Here is a 20,515-nt window from a genome sequence, read left to right as displayed (position 1 = left end):
AGCTCCTGTGTTCGAGTGCGTGCGAGGCACGTCGGCGAATGTCACTCCTCGACGAAGTGGGGGATCTCCTCGGCGAGGGTGTGACCGCGCCGGCGAGCATCCCGCCGAGCCTTGATCAGGCTGGCGATGGTGGCCACGGCCATGGAAACCACGATCACCCCGAGAGAAGTCCAGGTGTCGATCTCCGGAGCCCAGCCCACGCCTTCGCCGCCGTTGATGAAGAAGACCTCATTGTTGTGCAGGGCATGGAAGACAAGCTTGACGCCGATGAAGAACAGGATGAACGCGATCCCGTAATTGAGGTATTCGAGGCGTTCGAGCAGCCCGCCCAGCAGGAAGTACAGCTGACGCAGCCCCATCAGGGCGAACACGTTCGCGGTGAACACGATGAAGGGGCTCTGCGTGATGCCGAAGATCGCCGGGATGGAGTCGAGGGCGAAGACCAGGTCGGTGGTGCCGATCGCGAGGAGCACGATCAGCATGGGGGTGAAGACCTTCTTGCCGTCGACCAGGGTGCGCAACTTCGAACCGTCGAAGGTCGACGAGATGTTCATGTGCCGACGCAGGTAACGGATCAGCCCGTTGTCGGCCTCGTCCACGTCGGGCTCTTTTGCGACCGCCTGGTGCACGGCCGTGTAGAGGAGGAACGCGCCGAAAATGTAGAAGATCCAGCTGAAGTTCTCGATCAGCTGGGCTCCGAGCAGGATGAAGATGCCGCGCAGCACCAGCGCGATGATGATGCCCACGATCAGCACCTCCTGCTGGTACTTCCGGGGCACCGAGAACCTCGCCATGATGATGACGAAAACGAACAGGTTGTCGATGCTGAGGCTGTACTCCGTGAGCCAGCCGGCGAGGAACTGTCCCGCGTGCTCGGCGTCGCCCAGAACCAGCATCAGCAGGGCGAAGATCAGGGCCAGTCCCACGTAGAAGGCAACCCACAGGCTGGCCTCGCGCATCGAGGGCACGTGCGGCCGCTTGAAGACGATGAGGAGGTCGGCAACCAGGACGAGCGTCAGGACGACGAGCGACCCAATCTCAAACCAGAGCGGAAGAGCAATTTCCATGCGTGTTGAGCCTTTCACTGAAGGGGATGCTGGAGGCAGCAGGAAACCTGAGAGTCTCTCCCGTATCGATGGATCGATACCGCCGTGCCGGGCCCCTGCGACGCGGCCCGTGTTGACGTTCACGGCGAGGTGCCCGAAACGGGCACAGGGATATTCCCCTTCACTCCGTGGAGTCTACCGGGGTCTCGCTTAAATAAGACACCCGGTGCCCCTCGAAAAGAAGGAAACCGGGCTGTTGTGACCCCAGCGGGATTCGAACCCGCGTTACCGCCGTGAGAGGGCGATGTCCTAGGCCGCTAAACGATGGGGCCGTTTTGCAACTCACCTAATATGCCACACGCCGATAGCTAAAACCAAACTGAGCGGCTCAGGCGTGCACGAGCAGGGCTTTGGGTACCACGTCGACCTGCACCGGCATTGCCCCGACCCTCTCCCCGTCGGCGTAGGCGGCGACCAATCGGCGTCGATCCGGATGCTGCGACACCGGGTGATTTCCACCTGCGGCAGGGTTGCATGCGTGCCCGAGAATACCTTCGGGAAGACACGGAGGAAACCCGCCCGCGACAGCGGGGCCACGATGAAGAGGTCCAGCAGGCCGTCGTCGATCACCGCACCCGGAACGATGCGCATGCCGCCGCCGATTGACACGTTGTTGGCGACGGAGATCAGCATGGCCCGCACCCGGCGTGGCCGGCCGTCGACGGTCAGCCGGTAGGAGATGGGCCGAAACGTCGTCAGCACCAGCAGCATGGCCAGGGTGTAGCGGCTCTTCCCGCGGGGCCGGCGCATCCGGTTGGCCCGTTCGTTGACCACGGCGTCGAGCCCGGCCGAAAGCACGCCCGCGAACCAGATCGTCGTGTCGCCGCACCGCACCCGGGCGGCGCCTATGGCCCGCGGCGGGCGGGTGAGGGCATCGAGCAGGTGACGGATGGCGGCATCCGTGTCGCGACCGGGATCCCCAGCCCGCGCGCGAGGTCGTTGCCCGTGCCGCACGGCACAATGGCCAGAGGTCGACTCGTGCCAGCCAGGAGGTTGGTGCCAAGGCTGACCATCCCGTCGCCGCCGACGACCACGAGCGCGTCGACCCGCGACACCAGCGCGCCCTGGACGTCGCGGCGAAGCGCGTCGAAGCTGGGGGCGCTCAGACTGGTCACCTGATGGCCGGCCGCGACCAGGGCCTGGGCAACCCGAGGGCCGACGTCCCTGCGGCGACCGAAAGCGGCGGCGGCGTTGATGGCGACGACGAGGTGAAGACATGGAGGCACCGCTCCAGTATGGTCTCAGCTTGCAGCGCTCTGGGATTGGGTATTAGCTCAATCCATGAAACTGACGAAACTCGAGCACGCGGCTTTGATTCTTGACAAGGCCGGCCAGAAGTTATTCATCGATCCCGGCTCGTTCACGAGCCCGCTCACCGACACCGCCCGGGCCGTCGCCGTCGTGCTCACCCATGAGCACCCCGACCACTGGACCCCGGAACAGCTGGACCGCATCATCGCCCTGAACCCCGACGTGGCGATCTTTGCCCCGGCCGGGGTCGCGGCCGCCGCCGCCGGCTATCCCGTGACCGTCGTCAGCGCGGGCGACACCGTGCAGGCCGGGCCGTTTCGGCTGCGCTTCTTCGGCGGCACGCACGCTATCATCCACAAAACGATTCCGGTGATCGACAACCTCGGCGTACTCGTCGACGAGGAGCTCTACTACGGCGGTGACTCGTTTGCGATTCCGGAAGGCGTGACAGTGCAGACCCTCGCCGTTCCGGCCGGCGCGCCCTGGCTCAAGATCAGCGAGGTGATGGACTACGTGCTGGCCCTCGAGCCGCGCCGCACCTTCCCCACCCACGAAATGGGACTCTCCCGGGGTGGCAAGGAACTGTCCAACGCCCGGATTCAGTGGGCCACCGAGCAGAACGGCGGCGAGTTCTTCCCGCTCGAGCCGAACGAGTCCCTTGACCTGTGATGTTTGACGCTCCTTTCGGGGGGTAGCCCTGTAGGAATCCCACAAACGATATATAGTCAGCGCGGAATGCGTTAGCCCTGGCCCCGAACTTTTCCGGGCTTCGGTTCGTGGCCTCTCCCCACTGCTACGGTCGTGTCACTCCGGCGCGCCACCGTGCCGCACGGCCGTGAACCACCGGCCGTGACGTCGGAGTCTGACCGCGCACCGCACACCACACCATGTGAGTTCCGGCATGCCCGCATGCCTGCTCACGTCTTTCAAGGAGCCTCAATGACGAGATCTGACCGTGCACTATCCCGCCCAGGCACCATTGGCATTCGCTCCACTGTGGCCGGGCTCAGCCTCATGCTGGTCATGCTGCTGACGTTCTTCTTCCTGACCACCGGGCGGCTGGCCAGCGGCGCCGGAGAACTCTCCACCGGAGCCGTCACGGTGGAAACCGGCTCCCTGAAAGTCACCGGCGGCGCGGCACAACTCGCCGTGGGCGCCGAAACGCTGTCGGAGGGCGCGGCCGCCGCGGCCGCCGGTGCGACCGACCTCCAGGCTGGGGCGACCCGGGCCAACACGGGCGCCATCAGCCTGGCGACAGGTGCGGCGAACGCTTCGGCCGGCGCCGGCACCCTCCTCGACGGAGCACTCACGAGCGTCAGCGGCAGCACCAGGCTGGTGCTCGGCGCCGAATCGGCCGCACGGGGCGCGGAGACGCTGTCCGCCGGCGCCGCCACCGCCGCCAGCGGAGCGAGCGCTCTCGCCGCCGGTGCCGGAGCTGCTGCGACCGGTGCGGCGACTCTCGCCGCCGGCGTCGCCACGACAGGGACCGGCGCCATGAAGGTCTCCGCCGGCGCAACGCAGGTTGCCGCGGGTGCGGCAACCCTGGCCACCGGCGCCGGCCAGGCTGCCCTCGGCGCCAGGACGGCTCGCGACGGCTCGGTCCTGCTCGCCGTTGGAACGGCATCCGCCGCCCAGGGCACGAACCAGGCTCGGCGCGGCGCCGAGGCCCTCGCGCTGGGGGCGACCGAGCTCAGCGACGGAGCCCGCAGCGTCGCTGCGGGCGCCACGAGGCTGGATGCCGCCCTCGCCACCCTGGCCGACCAGGTCGAGGCGGACACGATCACCCCGGACGCCCTTCTGGCCACTCTCCAGGGGCTGAGCTCCGCCGCCTCCAGCCTGCACACGGGCACCACGGGGGTTGAGTCCGGGGCTGTTGCCCTTCGGGACGGTTCGGCCGTCCTCCGCGACGGATTGACGCCCCTGAGCGAGGGCACTGCGGTGCTCCAGACGAGATCCGCAGAACTGCGCGACGGGCTCACAACCCTCGCCGCCGGCGCGGCCCAGGTGTCCGGCGGAGCTGCCGCGGTGGCCGCGGGGACAGGTGCCGTCGCGACGGGGGCCTCGGAACTCCAGGTCGGTACGCAGGCCCTCACCGCCGGTTCCGAACGGGTTGCGGCCGGCACCAGCGCGGTTTCCACCGGTGCAAGCTCCCTCCAGGGCGGCACCAGCCGAGTAGCCGCCGGCGCCTCGTCGTTGTTCACGGGAGCGACGACCCTGGCAACTGGCGCTGTGAGTCTCGCCGACGGCGCAACCCGCATCTCGGTCGGCGCCGGGTCATTGACCGACGGCACGCAGACCCTCGCGGCGGGGGCGTCCACGCTGGTCGCCGGCACCACTGCGCTCGAAACCGGGTCCACTGCCCTGGCCGAAGGCACCGAGAAAGTGTCGGACGGATCCGGGACGCTCCTCGACGGTGCGAACACGCTCGCCGCCGGCACCGCCGAGCTGAGCGCCGGCTATGCCAAGGTGGCCGCGGGTTCAGGCAAGCTGGCCGATGGCGCCGAGACGCTGAGCTTCAATCGCGCGGCTCCCGGGATCATGGTCCTAATCGGATTGGTCCTGGCAGGGGCAACCGTCTGGCTGATCCGCCGCCTGAGAATGGGGCGCTGACCGAGAACCGATAGGCCGCGGGGCCTGGATCCACTGATCCGGGCCCCGCTTTGTCCGGCCCAAAACCAAAGAAGGGGATGCACCGCCCCTGCACAGGGCGCACCCAGCTGACGGGGCATCGGTGCAGCTACTGTAATTTTGATGGCTCTGCACAAGTGCGACCCGATGACGTCTCCCCCGAAGGATGCTGCCCCTATGACTGTTCCCGTTCTCTCGGCCCAGAACATCGGCAAGTCCTATGGGAGCGGGGCGAACCGTTTCGACGCGCTCAAGGGAGTCTCCGTCGACATCCGCGCCGGTGAATCCGTCGCCATCGTCGGCAAGAGCGGGTCCGGCAAGTCCACGCTCATGCACCTGTTGGCGCTGCTGGACGACCCGGACAGCGGCGCGCTGCTGGTCGAGGGAACGGATGCGAAGAAGCTCAAGGGCAAGGAGGTGAACCGGCTTCGTAACCAGGACTTCGGGTTCGTCTTCCAGCAGTTCTTCCTCACCGCCAATGCGAGTGTGCTCGAGAATGTCGTGCTCCCCCTGAAGATAGCCGGGGTCAGCCCGCAGGCGCGCAGGGCGCGCGGAATGAAGGCCTTGGAGCAGTTGGAGCTGGCCGACAAGGCGAAGAACAAGGCCATGAACCTCTCCGGCGGGCAGAAGCAGCGCGCCGTCATCGCCCGGGCCCTGGTCAACAACCCGAAGGTGATCTTCGCGGACGAACCGACCGGCAACCTCGACACGGCCACCGGAGCCGTCGTCGAGGACATCCTCTTCTCCCTCAATAAGGACAAGGGCATCACGCTCATCATCGTCACCCACGACATCGATCTCGCTGCCCGCTGCGACCGCCAGATCTTCATCCGGGACGGGATCGAGGACGTCACCAGATCTCCTGAAGCCATCTCGAAGCCCGAGGGAGCGCGCGCATGAAATTCGTCGACATCATCACAACCGCGATCGCGAACAGTTTTCGCAGCAAGCTCCGCACCGGCCTGACCGTCATCGCCATCTTCATCGGCGCGTTCACGCTCACCATCACCAGCGGCATCGGCACCGGGGTGACGAGCTACATCAACAGCCAGGTCTCGGCGATCGGTGCGGCGGATGTTCTCACGGTCTCCAAGACCGACGACGCCGCGGCGACGGAGAGCGACGGACCGGCGGCGTATGACCCGGAGAAGGCCACCACGATCAGCCTGGGCAACGGCTCGCGCCCTGGCAGCACCATCCAGGCGCTCACCGACGCCGATCTCGACACGATCAAGGCCACCAGCGGCATCCTCGGCGTCGACCCGGCGGTGCAGGTGACGCCCGACTTCATCGAGTACGACGGCAGCGGAAAGTTCGAGCTGACCGTGAACGCGGCCGCCACCCTCACCACGGCCGACCTGGCGGCCGGGGCTCAACTGGACAACGAGAGCGCCACCGACCAGCTTCTGCTGCCGACCACCTACCTCGACGCGCTGGGCTTCAGTACCCCGGAGTCGGCCATCGGCCAGACCGTCTCCATCGGCATCACTGATTTCGCGGGCACCCCGCAGCAGGTTCCGGCCACCATCGTCGGCGTGCAGAACGAGACCATCCTTGGCGCTGGGGCCGGCCTCAACCAGCCGCTGACCGACCGGCTGCACGACGTCGAACTCGCCGGCACCTCCGCCGGGGCACCACAGAGCTACGCCAGCGCGACCGCCCGGTTCGACCTGGACGCCTCCGACGAGGAGATCGTCGCGCTCAAGGCCGACCTCGCCGACCAGGGCTACGCCTCACAGACCGTCGCGGACCAGATCGGCTCGTTCGAAACCGTGATCAACGTCATCATCGGCGTGCTCAACGCCTTCGCCGTGATCGCGCTGATCGCCGCCGGCTTCGGCATCATCAACACGCTGCTGATGAGCGTGCAGGAACGCACCCGGGAGATCGGGCTGATGAAGGCTATGGGCATGAACGGCGGCCGTGTCTACGCCCTGTTCAGCACCGAGGCCGTCTTCATCGGCTTCCTGGGCAGCGCCCTGGGCGCGCTCGTTGCGGTGGGCGTCGGTTCGGTGATCAGCAACATCCTCGCTACGACCGTGTTCGAGAACCTGCCCGGACTTCAGGTCGTGCAGTTCGCGCCGAGTTCGATCGCCATCATCATCGGCGTCGTCATGTTGATCGCCTTCCTGGCCGGTACCCTGCCCGCCCGGGCCGCGGCGCGGCAGAACCCGATCGACGCCCTGCGGTATGAGTAGCACGGGCCCGAGCGGTGCGGGCCCGAACGGCCCCGGTCCGGCCGGCCCCGCCGCCGACCTGGGGCTGCGCGCCCGCAAGCGCGCGGCCACCCAGTCGGCGCTGGAGCGGGCCGCCATCTCGCTGGCCCTCGAGCACGGCTACGACCGGGTGACGGTCGACATGATCTGCGAGGCGGCCGTGGTCTCGCCGCGCACCTTCTTCAACTACTTCGGCACAAAGGACGGCGCGTTCCTCGGCGGTGCGCCGCCTCAGCCGACGGATGCCGAGCACCAGGCGTTCGTGCACGGCACCGGCCGGGACGTGCTGGGCGACCTCGTTGAAATGATCGCTGCCGCCGTGGCCGACCACTCCCCCGACACGGAACTCCTCCGTAACCGTAGGATGCTGATCGAGCGCACCCCGGAACTCCTCACCGGGGAGACGTCCCGCATCGCGGAGCTGGAGGAGCATCTGGTGCAGCTGGTCCTCGACCGCTTCCACGCCCAGGGGCGCACCGAGACGGGCACCCCCGATCTGGCCGACGAGGCCAGAATGGTCGTCGCCCTCGCGGGCAGTGTCATGCGCTACTCGATGCAGAAGTGGTTCTCCGGCGGCTTCACCGGCAGCCCCGGCGAGTTACTGCACCACTCCCTCGCCCTGGTGCAGCGCCTGACGGAGACGGCTGTTCCGGCGCCCCGCTAACGGGCGCCGCAGCGTCGCAAACGGGCATCCATCGTGACGCAATCTCGGAGATTTTCGGGAAACCCCGGTTTTCGCGCCCGGCTGAGCGGCGTGTTGCGAAAATCTCCGAAGTTAGCGCGGGGTGGCGCACCGGGTCTCGACGAGTTCGAGCGCCGAACGGGAGCCTCCGGACGTCGGGTCGCCGCTTCTCGACGAGCCCGACCACCGGTTGCTCGACCGGCGGCAGGCCAGGAGCGCTCGCGGCGCTACGCGGTGACGAGCTCGCGCCAGTCGGCCAGCGGCAGGCCGTGGGCTTCGGACACGGAACGGTTCGTGACCGCTCCGGCGGCGACGTTCAGGCCGAGGGCCAAGGCGTCATCGCGCTCGAGCGCCGCCTTCACGCCGAGGTTGGCCAGTGAGAGGGCGTACCGCAGGGTGACGTTGGTCAGCGCGTAGGTCGACGTGTTCGGCACGGCGCCGGGCATGTTGGCGACGCAGTAAAAGATCGAGTTGTGAACGCGGTAGGTCGGGTTTTCGTGCGTGGTCGCGTGGGTGTCCTCGAAGCAGCCGCCCTGGTCCACGGCAATGTCGACCAGCACGGAGCCGGACTTCATGCGCGCCACGAGGGCGTTGGTGACCAGCTTCGGGGCCTTGGCGCCCGGGATCAGCACGGAGCCGATGACCAGGTCGGCATCCGTCACGGCATTCTCGATCTCGTAGGAGTTGGACGCGACAGTTTTCAGCCGGCCCTGGTACTGCGCGTCGAGCTGGCGCAGCCGGTCGATGTTGATGTCGAGGATCGTGACGTCGGCGCCGAGGCCCATTGCCATGGCGGCCGCGTTGGTGCCGGCGACGCCGGCGCCCAGCACGACGACCTTCGCGGGGCGCACCCCGGGCACGCCGCCGAGCAGCACGCCCTTGCCGCCGGCCGGGGCCATCAGGGACTGCGCGCCGACCTGCACGGCCAGTCGGCCGGCCACCTCGCTCATCGGGGCCAGCAGCGGCAGCGCGCGGTTGGCGGTCTGCACCGTCTCGTAGGCGATGGCGGTGACGCCGGCTTCGGTCAGGGCGCGGGTGAGGTCAGGCTCGGCGGCCAGGTGCAGGTAGGTGAAGAGGATCAGACCCTCGCGGAAGCGGTGGTACTCGGAAGCGACCGGTTCCTTAACCTTCATCACCATGTCGGCGCGGGCCCAGATCTCGTCGGCGGAGTCGACCAGCTCGGCGCCGGCCACGTGGTACTCGTCGTCGGTGATGTGCGATCCGAGGCCGGCACCCTTTTCGACCAACACGGTGTGGCCGGCGGCCAGGAACTCGTGCACGCCCGAGGCTGTGATGGCTACGCGGAATTCGTTGTTCTTGATTTCCTTGGGTACACCGATGATCATGGCCGACTCCGTTGCTCAGTACTGCTTCGTTGAACTTGTGACAGGTGGCTGCGGCGCCACTTTCGACGGTGAACCGCAGCGGGGTCAAGACTAAATCCACCAATTCGGCCCGAGCCGCACGCCGCCGTCGGCCCTGCGCTCCAGCGACGGAGACCGATGCCGACAACGGCTCCACCGCAGCATAAATAAGCCTCGTGTTCAGGGGTTTTCCTGGTGATCACGGTCGGCTTCGCTCCGGACCGCACCGGTCACCGAAACGGGGAACCGCTTTGTCACTCGACAGTTGTCGCGCGTCAACCCGGCAAGCGTCGCCTGATGTCCGTTTCCGGCCTGCTCCGGCCCCCTAGCATTGAGCCAATGAGAACCGCGGAAATCGAAGACCTGGTCGAACACCTCGCGGCCGGCCTGGACCGCGCCCTCTCGCTCGAGGACCTCGACGGAGGCCTGCTGGCGTACAGCAGGGACCAGCCGCTCGCCGACAGCGTGCGTGTCAATTTCCTGTTGAGCAAGAAGGTGCCCGCCGACGTCAGCGCTTGGCAGTTGCAGCACGGAATCAGCACAGCGGTCCGTCCCGTCGCCGTTCCCGCCAACGCCGCGCTGGGCATGCTCGGCCGCGTCTGTGTGCCGCTGATGGTGCGGGGGTTCCGGGTCGGCTACCTGTGGGCGATGCAGGGGTCGCACGACGAATCCCCGGAGGCGATCCTCCGTGAGCTGCCCGCTGTGCGCGGCCAGCTGGACCGGCTGGCCGAGACCCTGCTCGACACCAACACCGCCGAATCCGAGCACCGCCGGCAACGTGAGGCCCTATTCCTCGCGGCCTGCCACGCGGAGACATCCGCCATCGAGGAGATCGCGGGCTGGCCGCAGATTCATGGGACCGGACCGTGGCATCTCGCCACCCTGATGCCCCGCCCCGTCGAGCAGGCCGACGGCGGCGAGGCCACGCCCGATTTCGCCGCCGGCGTTCTGCTCCAGCGGATCTCGGCGCTGCACGCCACGGTCGGCATCGACGCGGCCCGGTTCAGCGCCGGCACCGAGACCCACGCGGTTGTGCTGCTGCGCGATTCACCGGGCAAGGTGGCACACACCGAGATGCTTCACCGCTATCGGTCCGAACTCGCCCGGCGTGGCGGCACCCCCGAGCGTCCCGACCTGATGGGCTTCAGCGAGGTGTTCACCGATCTCAGACGGTTCCCGGATGCCTACATCCAGTCCCGCAAAGCGGTGCAGGCCGCCGCCGTCGACGCCCGGTTGGGCACCATCGCCGATTTCCGCCAGATCGGCGTCTACCAGTTCCTCGCGGCCAGCAGCCGCAACCTTTCCCCCGTGGAATCGGTCTACTTCGCCGAGCTGCGGGACTTCGACGACAACCACGAGTTGCTTCCGATGCTGGAACTGCTCTACGACACCGACGGGTCGGTTCAGGATGTCGCGGCGGCCCTGCACCTGCACCGCAGCAGCATCTACAACCGGCTGGCGAAGATCCGCACCCTGATCGGCGCTGACCCGCTGGGCGGCCAGGTGCGGCTGGAACTGCACCTCGCGATGAAGGCAGACCGCTGGTCGCGGCGGCCGCGGATCTAGCGCCGGACGAGCGTGGCCTTCTCTGCTTGAACGTCGGCCTTCCACTCCACGATCCGGGCCTGCTGCAGCGGCGCCTTGCGGTTGACGTACCACGCGGCGCCGAGGGCCAGAAACCAGACCGGGGCCACGACCAGCGCGAGGCGCGTGTCGTCAGCCTGGCCCAGGGCCCAGAGCATGAAGGCGAAGAACGCCAGCACGACCCAGGGCATGAACCGAGCGCCCGGCATCCTGTATTTCGAGGCGGCGTGCAGGTGGGGACGGCGGCGCAGGAAGGCGAGGTAGCTGACCATGATGATGGACCAGACGAACATCGTCAGCACAGATGCCACCGAGGTGACAAGCGTGAAAGCACCCATGAAGGAATCACCCGTGTACAGCAGCACCAGCCCGGCCAGCAGGAATATGCAGGAGAACAGCAGGGCGTTCCTCGGCACCTTGCGGCTGCTCAGCGTGCCGAAGGTCTTCGGGGCATTGCCGTCCTGCGCGAGGCCGTAGACCATCCGGGAGGTCGAGTAGATGCCGGAGTTGGCACTCGAGGCGGCGGAGGTGAGCACGACCAGGTTGACGACGATGGCCGCGACCCCCAGCCCGGCGAGGGCGAACATGCCGATGAAAGGGCTGCTGCCTTGGTCGATGGTGCGCCACGGGTTGACCGACATGATGATCACCAGGGCACCCACGTAGAAGAGCAGCAGCCGCAGCGGAATGGTGTTGATGGCCCGGGGCAAGTTCTTCTCCGGGTCCCTCGTCTCCGCGGCCGCGGTGCCGACAAGCTCGATTCCGGCGAAGGCGAAGATGGCGATCTGGAAGCCGAGCACGAAGCCGGCGACGCCGTGCGGGAACATCCCGCCGTCGTTCCAGATGTTCTCGAAGCCGGCCACGGCACCCGACGGGGAGGTGAAGTGCGTAATGATCATTACCAGGCCGGTTCCGATCAGGGCCACGATGGCGACGACCTTGATCAGCGCAAACCAGAACTCGGCTTCACCGAACGCCTTGACGCTCGGCAGGTTGAGCAGGATCAGCGCAACCGGAGTGAGCAGCGCGGGGATCCACAGCGGCGTGCCCGGTGCCAGCACGTCGACGTAGCCGGAGATGGCCACGATGTCGGCGACGCCGGTGACCACCCAGAACGCCCAATACGACCAGCCGGTGAAGAAGCTCGCCCACGGGCCGAGCAGGTCACCGGCAAAGTCGCTGAACGACTTGTAGTCCAGGTTGGACAGCAGGATCTCGCCCATGGCCCGCATCACGAAGAAAAGCATGAAGCCGATGATCATGTAGACGAAGATCACGGCCGGCCCGGCGAGGGAGATGGTCTTGCCGGCGCCCATGAACAGCCCGGTTCCGATCGTGCCGCCGATGGCGAGCATCTGGATGTGCCGCCGACTCAACGAGCGAGCAAGGCTCGGATCCGCGTGCGAGTCTCGGGCTGCGGCCCCGGTACGTGAGGTTCCGGGTACCGCGGTGGTGCGTTCAGGCATGGGGCTTCTTCCTCAAAACGGCGCAGACACAGCCACCTAGAGGACGACCGTGTCAACCCGTTGGGGCCTCACGGTTGTGAAGCGGCCCGACTCGGGTTCTCAAGTAGCAACGCTACGTCCTCGGGCGGGCGTCCCCCGAACCCGGGTGGCAGCCGAGGCGCACCCCAGCCCGCACCCCGCGGCCGCGGGCCAGACCTGATCGACAGATGTCGAGCATCCGCGGGCCAAACGTCGTCGGCTGTTCGGGCGTGGTGGTCCCAACCGGACGAAGGGTCAGGACAAGATGTCTTTGGTGGAGAACCGGCCGTAGGCCAGGGCACCGAACACGGCGATGTAGCCCAGTTGCAGGAGCACGTTGTCGCCGAACGAGCCCAGGTCCATGGGCTGCCGCAACAGGTCGGCGAAGCCCAGCCAGTAGTGGCTGAAGAGCCACGGATCCAGCCACGACAGTTGCGGGAGCACGTCGAGGATCTGCACGACGACCGACACCACGACCGTGGCGGCCATCGCCCCCACGGGAACATCGGTGAGGGTGGAGATGAACAACCCGATCGCCGCAAAGCCGAGCAGCGAGACTGTCACGTAGAGCGAGATCAGCCCGGAGCGCAGCAGCGATTCCGGCACGCTGATCACATCGCCCGAAAGCAGTGTCACCGGCCCGACCGGGAACAGTGCGGCCCCGATCAGGGTCCCGGCCACCGCAAGGGTCAACGTCGCGGCCAGGCAGAACACGGCGACGCCGGCGTACTTGACGAGTAGCAGGCGCAAACGACCGGCCGGGGCCACGAGCAGGTAGCGCAGGGTGCCCTGCCCGGCCTCCCCCGCGATGGTGTCGCCGGCGACGACGCCGATGGTGAGCGGAAGGAACAACGGGATGGCCACGATCATGGCGGTGAACGCCACGAACAGGCCGTTCTGGGTGACCCGGTCCAGGAAGGGCGGGCCCTCTCCCGGTGCCAAGGTCTCCGACGAAAGCCGCACGGCGACGGCGAGCAGGATGGGGATGAGAGCGATGGCGACCAGCATCGCCCAGGTGCGGCGGCGGCGGAACAGCACCGTTAACTCGGAGCCGAGCAGGGCCGGTCCGGCTGATCGGCGCCTGCTCGGAACGCCGCTACCCGACACCTTCGAGCTCGCCACGCTATTGGAGGACATCGAAACCTTCTCCGGTCAGGGCCACGAAACGTTCTTCCAGGCTGGATTCCTCGATCAGAAAACCGCGCACGCGCACACCACCGGCGACGAGAGCCGTGACGATGGACTCCGGCTGCCCGGTCAGGTCGACCGACATTTCTCGGGGCAGCGGAGCCGCGACCCAGGGGTCCTGCTCGGGCACGTCGCTGTGCACGGGTGCCAGACCGAGGCCGGTCAGCACGGCTGCGGCCGCGGCGGCATCCGGTGTGCGCACGCGGACCCGCGTCTGGCCCACGTGGCGCAGGTCGGCCAGCGTGCCCTGGGCCACGAGGTTGCCGCCGCTCATCACCGCGGCGTGAGTGCACATCTGCTCCACCTCGGCGAGCAGATGGCTCGAGACGAAGACCGTGGTGCCCTCGGCCGCGAGCGACCGCACCAGGCTGCGCACCTCGCGGGTGCCCTGCGGGTCGAGCCCGTTTGTGGGTTCGTCGAGCACGAGCAGTTCCCGCGGCTGCAGAAGCGCGTTGGCGATGCCGAGGCGCTGCTTCATGCCCAGCGAGTAGGCAGCTACCTTCTTGCCGGCGGCGTGGGTCAGGCCCACGCGCGCCAGTGCCTGCTCGACCCGGGCGCCTCGCGTGCCAGACGGCGCGTTGCGGTCGGCGGTGTCGAGCCGGCGCAGGTTGGCGGCTCCGGAGAGGAATGGGTAGAACGCCGGTCCCTCCACGAGAGCGCCCACGCGCGGTAGCACGACGTGCAGACTGTCGGGCATGGTCTGCCCCAGCACGCTGATCTGCCCACTGCTGGCCTGGGTTAGGCCGAGCAGCATGCGGATGCTGGTGGTCTTACCGGAGCCGTTCGGCCCGAGGAATCCGAAGACCGCTCCGCGCGGGACGGCCAGGTCGATCTCGTTCACGGCAATCTGCTCGCCGAAGCGCTTGGTGAGACCCCGGCTCTCGATCGCGAGATCGGGAGCCGGGGTTGCGGCTGTCACTGTGTCGTGATCACTGGGCGGCGGCCTGGAGAATCTCCACCGGAACGGATCCGGCGAAGACACGGCCGTCATCGGCCAGGAACACGTTGACCAGGGCTGTCGAGAATAGTCGCCCTCCGTCGACCGCGGTCGCCAGTTCCGACATGAGCGGATTGGCGTTGAGTTCGGACGGAACGGATGCCGCGGGCACCTCGACGATGGCGTCCCAGCCGCTTCCCGTCACGAGGGGAAGCTTCTCAGCCGGAATCTCAGGCTTGGCCTGGTCGGCGGGCATCTCGGTCATCTCGGGCATGACCGGAAGGGCGACCTCTTCGACGGTGGTACCGGCTGGCGGGCTGAAGTCGAACAAATCGGCGGACGGGGTGCTGAAGTCGACGGCGGTGAAGCCGACCTGAAAAGCCGGGTCTTCCTGGCCGTCGGCGCGCACGGTGACTTGCAGCGGCACCCCCGTCTCAGAGTCGACCGAGATCGACACCGATTCGACCAGGGTCCGTGTGGTCTTGGGGGTGAGCACCAGCTCGTAGGCTGTGCGACCGGCCACGGTGCCGTCGGTGCCGACCGAGACGGTGGTGCTCGGGTCGATCTCGCTCAAAAAGCGCTCGGCAACCTGCGAGGGCGTCGACAGGCCGGCCGGGGCAGAGTCAACTATTTCGGCGAACTTCGCCTCGGCGATGGCCCGGGCGTCGGCGGGGATATTCAGGTGGCTGGCGGTGTTGGTCTCGGAGTCGTAGGTCCAGACATCCGTGCCGTTGCTCACCACGTTGCGTTCGGCCATGCGGTCCTGGATCTGCACGCGGGCTTTCGCGGGGCCGTCGGAGTCGCTGCCGTCCACGTAAATGCGGGCCGTGTGCGAGCCGCTGAAAAGTTCCATCACGGAGGCGAGCGCTCCGGTGGCCGCCGCCCCCGGTTCGGTCGTACCTTCCGGTGCGGACTCGGCCATCGAGTCGCTCATGGACTCGGACATGCCAGCGCTCAGGTCGATGTCGGGTAGTCCCAGCTCGGCTGTTTTCTCGACGGTGCCGGAGAAGGCGCTGATCGTGCTGTCACTGACCATGAGTAGCACTTGCTCGGGCGTTTTGTCGGGCAAATCGACGGTTGCACCGGCCTGCAGAGGTACAGCAATCACACCGGCGACGATGACAACCGGAACGACGATGGCGGGAAGCCACTTGGTTGAATTGCGTGACATGATCAACGACCTGTTCCGAAACGGTTCATACCCTGATGCTACGCCGGGGCTCTGACAGTCAGCTCGGAATCCCGCTGGGAGGTTGCTCACAAATAGAGACGCCGAGCCGTGAGCGGGTGAGCCCGCGCACGTCTAACCGAAGAGTTCGCCGAGCCAGTTCTCCTTTTTCTTGGGACGGTACCCGTCACGGTTGTCGTAGCCACGGTCTCGGTCGTCATAACTCCGGTCGCGCTCGCCGTACTGCGCGCGGTTGCGGGTGTCCGGATACGGCTGAACCGGTGTCCCGGCGACCGGCGGGACCGGCGCCGCCTGGGCGGCTTCCTTTTCCACGCGGTCGAGGATCTTGTCGAGTTCGCCGCGGTCCAGCCACACGCCGCGGCATTCGGGGCAGTAGTCGATTTCCACGCCACTGCGTTCGCTCATCACGAGGGTGGTTGAGTCATTTGGGCACTTCATAAGATTCCTCCAGGACGTCGTGGACTTTCGATCCTAGACGCCCGACCGGACTGATCCTGAGAGTCGTCGGATGACAGAAATCGTCCCTATGGACGTTCACGCGCGCTTGCGGTGGTGTGAGAGGAGTGCGCACCAATCGCTTTCGGCGGTGACGGTTTCACGGATGGACGACTCCGTCCTGAACGAATTCGACGGAGATTTTGGCTCTCCTGCTTCATCCGTGGGTGTTGCGGAGCGCCTTGACGGCCGCACGCCGCTTCCTGTCTAGGTTTCTGACTGTCTAGGAACAGAAACTCAAGGGGCAGGAAAACGGCGTGCGGTCTCTAACTTTATGGCGGACTTTGCTGGGTGTCGATAAGACGGTCGTTGAGGACAACGCGGTCGACTCAATCGAACCATTTCCCGGAGGACTTCGGGCGTTGCTCTCCGAACCAGGCCTGTCCGTCGACGCCAGTGCGCAGCGGCACGGGCTCAGGGCAGACAACTCTTTGCTGTTTTGAACTTTCCTAGTCTTCTGCGGCCCGTGATGTCGCCCAATCCAATGAGTGCCGAACCTGGGTGGCGGTGAGTCGTGTGGTGCCACCGCAGTTGGTGCACTCGTTGGCGTACGACTTGGCAAGGGGAAACAATGGCACTAAGAACAGCGTAAGCTTCGTCGACTTTTTCACCACCCGCTGCTGGGCCAGAATCCCACAATATCCGCACACAAACGAGACAACGTTTATCACGGCACGATGCGCACGCGTGCCGAAGAGAAGGAACACGAACTACTTCCCCGATTGCGCGGCGGGATCGGGCACGGAGTCGGACTTCTTGTGTCGAGGCCGGTCGTACTCATCGGCGTCTAAACGATTCGGGATGGTCACTTTTTCGGGTTCCCTGCGCTCATACGGGACTACGCCGGCAGATGATTGATGACTTTGACATTGTGGTCCTTCCAGGTGCATATGGAACGGCACGACTCTCTTCACCGCGGCCGCGGCAGTGCCGTCAATAATATGTTGGCCCGTCCCATCCGAGCGACATGCCGCAGACACCTCATTGGGTGATCTGCTGGCCGAGGTCACCCGTGACCCGGCTGTTCCTGTGCGCTCCAGCGTGCTGGGACTGGGACTAGGTCATCTCAATCATGGCCGCGGTCCCGGGGGTGGTCACGCGTCGGTGAGCGCTCTCGGGCCCCTCCCGGCACCGCCCTCGGCCAGGAAAGCGAGTCGGCGCAAAGTCTCCACGATTCGCATACTGATGGCCGGGTCGCGCAGGAAGGAGGGCACGAACCGGCCGGGGCCGGCGGTGGCGTCCTCGGTGATGCGCACGACGCATCCGCCACCTCGTGCCTTCACATCGAGGGCCACGTGGGACTCCCCGATCGGCCAGCCACTGGCCGTGAACAGCGCGTGCCTAGGTGATTCCCACTCCAGAGCAGAGGTGGAGTCGTCGATCAGAGCCGGCCAGACGCCCACCGAGTGATGGATGGAGCTTCCGGCTGTCGGCCAGGCCGCGTCGACAGCCCGCATGCGGGAGGCTCCGACGACTCAGCTCGGGTACAGCCAGACGTCAGCGAGGACGGCGAAGACGTTCTCGGGCGGACAGCTCATGGTGCGGTAGTTCACGGCCACTGTGTCACCTATTTCTGGTTAGTCGGGGAAAGATCGGGGGCTGTGCGCACCCCGAGGTCGTGTCGAAGAGCGCTTAGGGCCGCGTACCAGCCGGCCAGGCCGTGCACGCCGGGGCCCGGCGGTGTGGACGACGAGCACAGGTACACGCCGCTCAGGGGGGTGCGCCAAGGGTCAGTGGACAGTACCGGGCGGCGCACGAGTTGGGTCAGACTCACCTCGCCGGCCGAGATGTCACCGCCGACGTAGTTGGGATTGAGCTGTTCCATCTCCGTCGCGGTGCGACCGGCGCTGGCCAGGATCGTGTCACGGAAACCCGGGGCATAGCGCTCGATCTGGCGCACGATCGCTTCGGTCTGGTCGATGGTTGAGCCGCGCGGAACATGGGTGTACGCCCAAAGAGTGTGCTGACCGGCCGGCGCGCGACTGGGGTCGGTGCCGCTGGGCTGGGACACGAGAACATACGGCTCCTCGGCGTGTCCGCCGCGCGCAACGGTGTTCTCGGCTCGCCGGATCTGAGCCCGAGTGCCGCCCACGTGCACGGTGCCAGCCGCCCGCACCCCGGCAGCCTGCCAGGGCACCGGACCCGAAAGCGCGAAGTCGACCTTGGCGACGCCGTTTCCGTACCGGAAGGCGCGCAACCGTCGCGCGTAGGCGCCGGGAAGCTCGCCCTCGGCGAGTCGCAGGAGCGCACGCGGCGTCAGGTCAAGCATCACCACGCGGGCCGGCGGCAGTTCGCTCAGCCGCCGCACCTCGGTCGACGTGACGATCTCACCGCCGTGAGCGAGCAGATCGTCGACAAGCGCGGTCACGATCGCGCCGCTGCCGCCGACCGGTATCGGCCAGCCGCCCGCGTGCGCATACGTGGCGAGGGTGAGGCCCGCACCGGCTGTGACGATGCTCGGCATCGACCTGATCGTATGGGCGCTGACGCCGGAGAGCAGGGCAGGCGCGGCTTCGCCCGAGAAGCGCAGGCCCCAGAGCGGGCTGCCCTGTTCGAGGGAGCGTAAGCCGAAGCGCAGTGCGGTGACCGGATGCTTCGGCAGTCGCAGGAGCTGCGCACCGGTGAACTGAGCGACCTGCTCGGCATGCGCCACGAGGGGCGCAAACAACCGATTCCAGGCCGCGCCGTCCCTGCCCAGTTCGGCGACGGTGCGCGTCAAGCTGCGGTAGGCGAGGCCGGCGGTGCCGCCCGGCAGCGGGTGGCCGTAAGAAACCTCGGGAACTGCCAGTTCGATCCGATCCGCGAGCCCGAATCGTTGAAAGAACTCCGAAGCCAGCGCGAGTGGGTGCACGGCGGAGCAGACATCGTGGTGGAAGCCCGGCAAGGTCAGTTCCGCGGTCGCGGCGCCGCCACCGACGCCGGCGGACTTCTCGTAGACGCGCACAGAGAGTCCGGCCCGGGCGAGGGTGACCGCGGCGGCGAGGCCGTTGGGCCCGGAGCCGACCACGATCGCATCAACTTCCGGCACTCCTCGGCACGCAGTCACCATGTCACTCTCCACTCGTCATGGGAAGAGTCTTCCCTAGTGCCCTGACGTCGTTCACAGACACCATGCCGACGACAGCGATTGAGTGTCCCCGGTGCGAACAGTGTGACTGGAAATACGCAAATCTCAGGTTTTCATGAAAACTCACGGTAGTGCTGAGGTGCCTGGACTCGAACCAAGAACAACTGATAGCAATCTCGGCCGTGCGGCCCACCCGCAATAGGGGCAAAATGCCGCGGATTTCCGCGGTTTTGATATGGCTAGTGCACGCGCTGGCACGGACGAATACGGGCCTACTCTGGTCACGCCAAGGGGTTTTCGGTGCGTTTCCGGTCACATCCTCGCGCGTGCCGTACACAGAGTGAAAGGCCTCTCATAGACCGAAGGCGGCACTGGATGCGCCGCCACATCCGCCATCGATGTGCGATTTTGTCGGCGGCTCGACGCTGGCCGGTGAGCCGAGGTACGAGACGCACGAGGATCACCATGCCGACCAGCTCCACGAGCGTCTGGGGAACCACGGCCAGTGCGGCCACGGACAGGGACTCCGGTAGCGCAAGCGCCAGAGGGAGCACCACCCGGGAATTGCGGGTGGACCCGCTGAAGACGAGCGCACGGGTCGCCGGCACTTCCAGGCGTGCGAGTCGACTCGCTGACAACCCGACGACGACCATGATGACCGGGAACGCGATGTACAGCGGCACCACCAGCAGAAGCGAGGCGATCCGCGTGCCCACCGCCGCGATCTGGGATCCGCTCACCACCGCCAGGGTGGCCATCATCAGCGGCACCAAAAGGACCTGCATGACGGCTTCGATTGCCCGGCCGAACCGGTGCCGACGGCCAACCCATTGAACCGTGACCGCAGCCAGCAGGGGAATCACGATCAAGACGAGGAACGCCTCGAGGAACGGCTCAATCTCGATCATCGAGACGGTGTCCGGGCCGGCGAACAGCAGCAGGTAAATGGGAAGTAGAACAATCTGCAGAAGCATCAGCAGAGGTGTGGCCGCCAGGAGTCGTTCACGTGCCCCGCCGGCCAGACCGGTGAACACGATCACATAGTCGACACACGGAGTCAGCAGCACGAGCGGGGCACCGAGGAGCAGTGCCCGGTCGCCGGCAACGAATCGTGACAGGCCGAACGCGACCACCGGAACGACGATGAAGTTGACGGCAATCACGGTGCCCAGAAAACGGATGTCCACAATCTGCCGGCGCTCCATCCAACGCACGGGTCCCGCCATCGTGCAAACGTACAACGCCCTTACCATCGCGTCGGATGGGCCGATGTCCGACTCCCGGCGGTGAGCGAAGAAGGATCCACCTTGAGCGCTATCATCGT

18 protein-coding genes and 1 tRNA gene are annotated in these 20,515 nt (G+C 66.7%); 6 read left to right on the top strand and 13 right to left on the bottom strand.

Annotation, left to right across the window (positions count from 1 at the left end; translation table 11 throughout):
- Positions 1-41: 41 nt before the first annotated feature.
- From E3T40_RS11810 to E3T40_RS17125, 4 genes are all read right to left on the bottom strand, one after another.
- Positions 42-1,067 (bottom strand): TerC family protein, encoded by a 1,026-nt coding sequence (locus E3T40_RS11810; RefSeq protein ID WP_104171669.1) that lies wholly within the window; start codon positions 1,065-1,067, stop codon positions 42-44.
- Positions 1,068-1,305: 238 nt separating this feature from the next.
- Positions 1,306-1,378, bottom strand: a tRNA-Glu gene (locus tag E3T40_RS11805).
- 10 nt (positions 1,379-1,388) lie between these two features.
- On the bottom strand, positions 1,389-1,940 hold the full coding sequence (locus tag E3T40_RS17130) for a hypothetical protein (RefSeq protein WP_241981760.1): 552 nt from the start codon (positions 1,938-1,940) through the stop codon (positions 1,389-1,391).
- An 11-nt stretch (positions 1,941-1,951) separates the two neighbouring features.
- Entirely contained in the window at positions 1,952-2,332 is a 381-nt protein-coding gene (locus E3T40_RS17125) for a diacylglycerol kinase family protein (RefSeq protein WP_233199372.1), read from the bottom strand.
- Positions 2,333-2,387: 55 nt separating this feature from the next.
- Between E3T40_RS17125 and E3T40_RS11795 the strand changes: the two genes are divergently transcribed.
- The 5 genes from E3T40_RS11795 to E3T40_RS11775 all read left to right on the top strand — a co-directional run bounded on the left by E3T40_RS11795 (position 2,388) and on the right by E3T40_RS11775 (position 7,865).
- Positions 2,388-3,026 carry an MBL fold metallo-hydrolase gene (locus tag E3T40_RS11795; RefSeq protein WP_104171668.1) on the top strand — a complete coding sequence of 213 codons (639 nt, stop codon included), beginning with the start codon at positions 2,388-2,390 and terminating at the stop codon, positions 3,024-3,026.
- Positions 3,027-3,296: 270 nt separating this feature from the next.
- Complete coding sequence (locus tag E3T40_RS11790; RefSeq protein WP_134543711.1) at positions 3,297-4,967, top strand: hypothetical protein; 1,671 nt, start codon at positions 3,297-3,299, stop codon at positions 4,965-4,967.
- A gap of 195 nt (positions 4,968-5,162) precedes the next feature.
- Entirely contained in the window at positions 5,163-5,885 is a 723-nt protein-coding gene (locus E3T40_RS11785) for an ABC transporter ATP-binding protein (protein WP_104171666.1), read from the top strand.
- A complete protein-coding gene (locus tag E3T40_RS11780; protein WP_104171665.1) occupies positions 5,882-7,183 on the top strand; it encodes an ABC transporter permease in 1,302 nt (433 codons plus the stop codon). Before E3T40_RS11785 ends, E3T40_RS11780 begins: the two co-directional genes overlap by 4 nt.
- Complete coding sequence (locus tag E3T40_RS11775; RefSeq protein WP_134543708.1) at positions 7,176-7,865, top strand: TetR/AcrR family transcriptional regulator; 690 nt, start codon at positions 7,176-7,178, stop codon at positions 7,863-7,865. Before E3T40_RS11780 ends, E3T40_RS11775 begins: the two co-directional genes overlap by 8 nt.
- A 245-nt stretch (positions 7,866-8,110) precedes the next feature.
- Here the strand turns inward: E3T40_RS11775 and ald are convergent, their stop codons facing one another.
- A complete protein-coding gene (gene ald, locus E3T40_RS11770; protein ID WP_104171663.1) occupies positions 8,111-9,229 on the bottom strand; it encodes an alanine dehydrogenase in 1,119 nt (372 codons plus the stop codon).
- Positions 9,230-9,586: 357 nt separating this feature from the next.
- On the opposite strand from ald, the gene E3T40_RS11765 reads away from it, so the two are divergent.
- Positions 9,587-10,813 (top strand): CdaR family transcriptional regulator, encoded by a 1,227-nt coding sequence (locus E3T40_RS11765; RefSeq protein WP_104171662.1) that lies wholly within the window; start codon positions 9,587-9,589, stop codon positions 10,811-10,813.
- Here E3T40_RS11765 and E3T40_RS11760 read toward each other — a convergent pair.
- From E3T40_RS11760 to E3T40_RS11720, 8 genes are all read right to left on the bottom strand, one after another.
- Positions 10,810-12,297 (bottom strand): amino acid permease, encoded by a 1,488-nt coding sequence (locus E3T40_RS11760; RefSeq protein ID WP_104171661.1) that lies wholly within the window; start codon positions 12,295-12,297, stop codon positions 10,810-10,812. The two genes, E3T40_RS11765 and E3T40_RS11760, sit on opposite strands and share 4 nt — an antisense overlap.
- Positions 12,298-12,570: 273 nt before the next feature.
- Entirely contained in the window at positions 12,571-13,452 is an 882-nt protein-coding gene (locus E3T40_RS11755) for an ABC transporter permease (RefSeq protein WP_134543705.1), read from the bottom strand.
- Positions 13,439-14,422, bottom strand: coding sequence for an ABC transporter ATP-binding protein (locus tag E3T40_RS11750; protein ID WP_241981759.1), 984 nt, complete (start codon positions 14,420-14,422; stop codon positions 13,439-13,441). Before E3T40_RS11750 ends, E3T40_RS11755 begins: the two co-directional genes overlap by 14 nt.
- A 10-nt stretch (positions 14,423-14,432) precedes the next feature.
- Positions 14,433-15,611, bottom strand: a complete 1,179-nt coding sequence (locus E3T40_RS11745) for a DUF2092 domain-containing protein (RefSeq protein ID WP_134543699.1) — start codon at positions 15,609-15,611, stop codon at positions 14,433-14,435.
- Positions 15,612-15,743: 132 nt separating this feature from the next.
- Complete coding sequence (locus tag E3T40_RS11740; protein ID WP_104195142.1) at positions 15,744-16,067, bottom strand: zf-TFIIB domain-containing protein; 324 nt, start codon at positions 16,065-16,067, stop codon at positions 15,744-15,746.
- A 1,151-nt stretch (positions 16,068-17,218) separates the two neighbouring features.
- Positions 17,219-17,581 (bottom strand): SRPBCC family protein, encoded by a 363-nt coding sequence (locus tag E3T40_RS11730; protein ID WP_241981758.1) that lies wholly within the window; start codon positions 17,579-17,581, stop codon positions 17,219-17,221.
- A 110-nt stretch (positions 17,582-17,691) separates the two neighbouring features.
- A complete protein-coding gene (locus E3T40_RS11725) occupies positions 17,692-19,173 on the bottom strand; it encodes an NAD(P)/FAD-dependent oxidoreductase (RefSeq protein WP_134543696.1) in 1,482 nt (493 codons plus the stop codon).
- A 299-nt stretch (positions 19,174-19,472) separates the two neighbouring features.
- Positions 19,473-20,417, bottom strand: coding sequence for an arsenic resistance protein (locus tag E3T40_RS11720; RefSeq protein WP_241981757.1), 945 nt, complete (start codon positions 20,415-20,417; stop codon positions 19,473-19,475).
- Between the last annotated feature and the right edge of the window lie 98 nt (positions 20,418-20,515).

Origin of the sequence: Cryobacterium sp. TMT1-19 (assembly GCF_004403055.1) — a bacterium.
Classification (GTDB): Bacteria; Actinomycetota; Actinomycetes; order Actinomycetales; family Microbacteriaceae; genus Cryobacterium; species Cryobacterium sandaracinum.
This window is presented reverse-complemented; position numbering and strand designations above follow the sequence as displayed.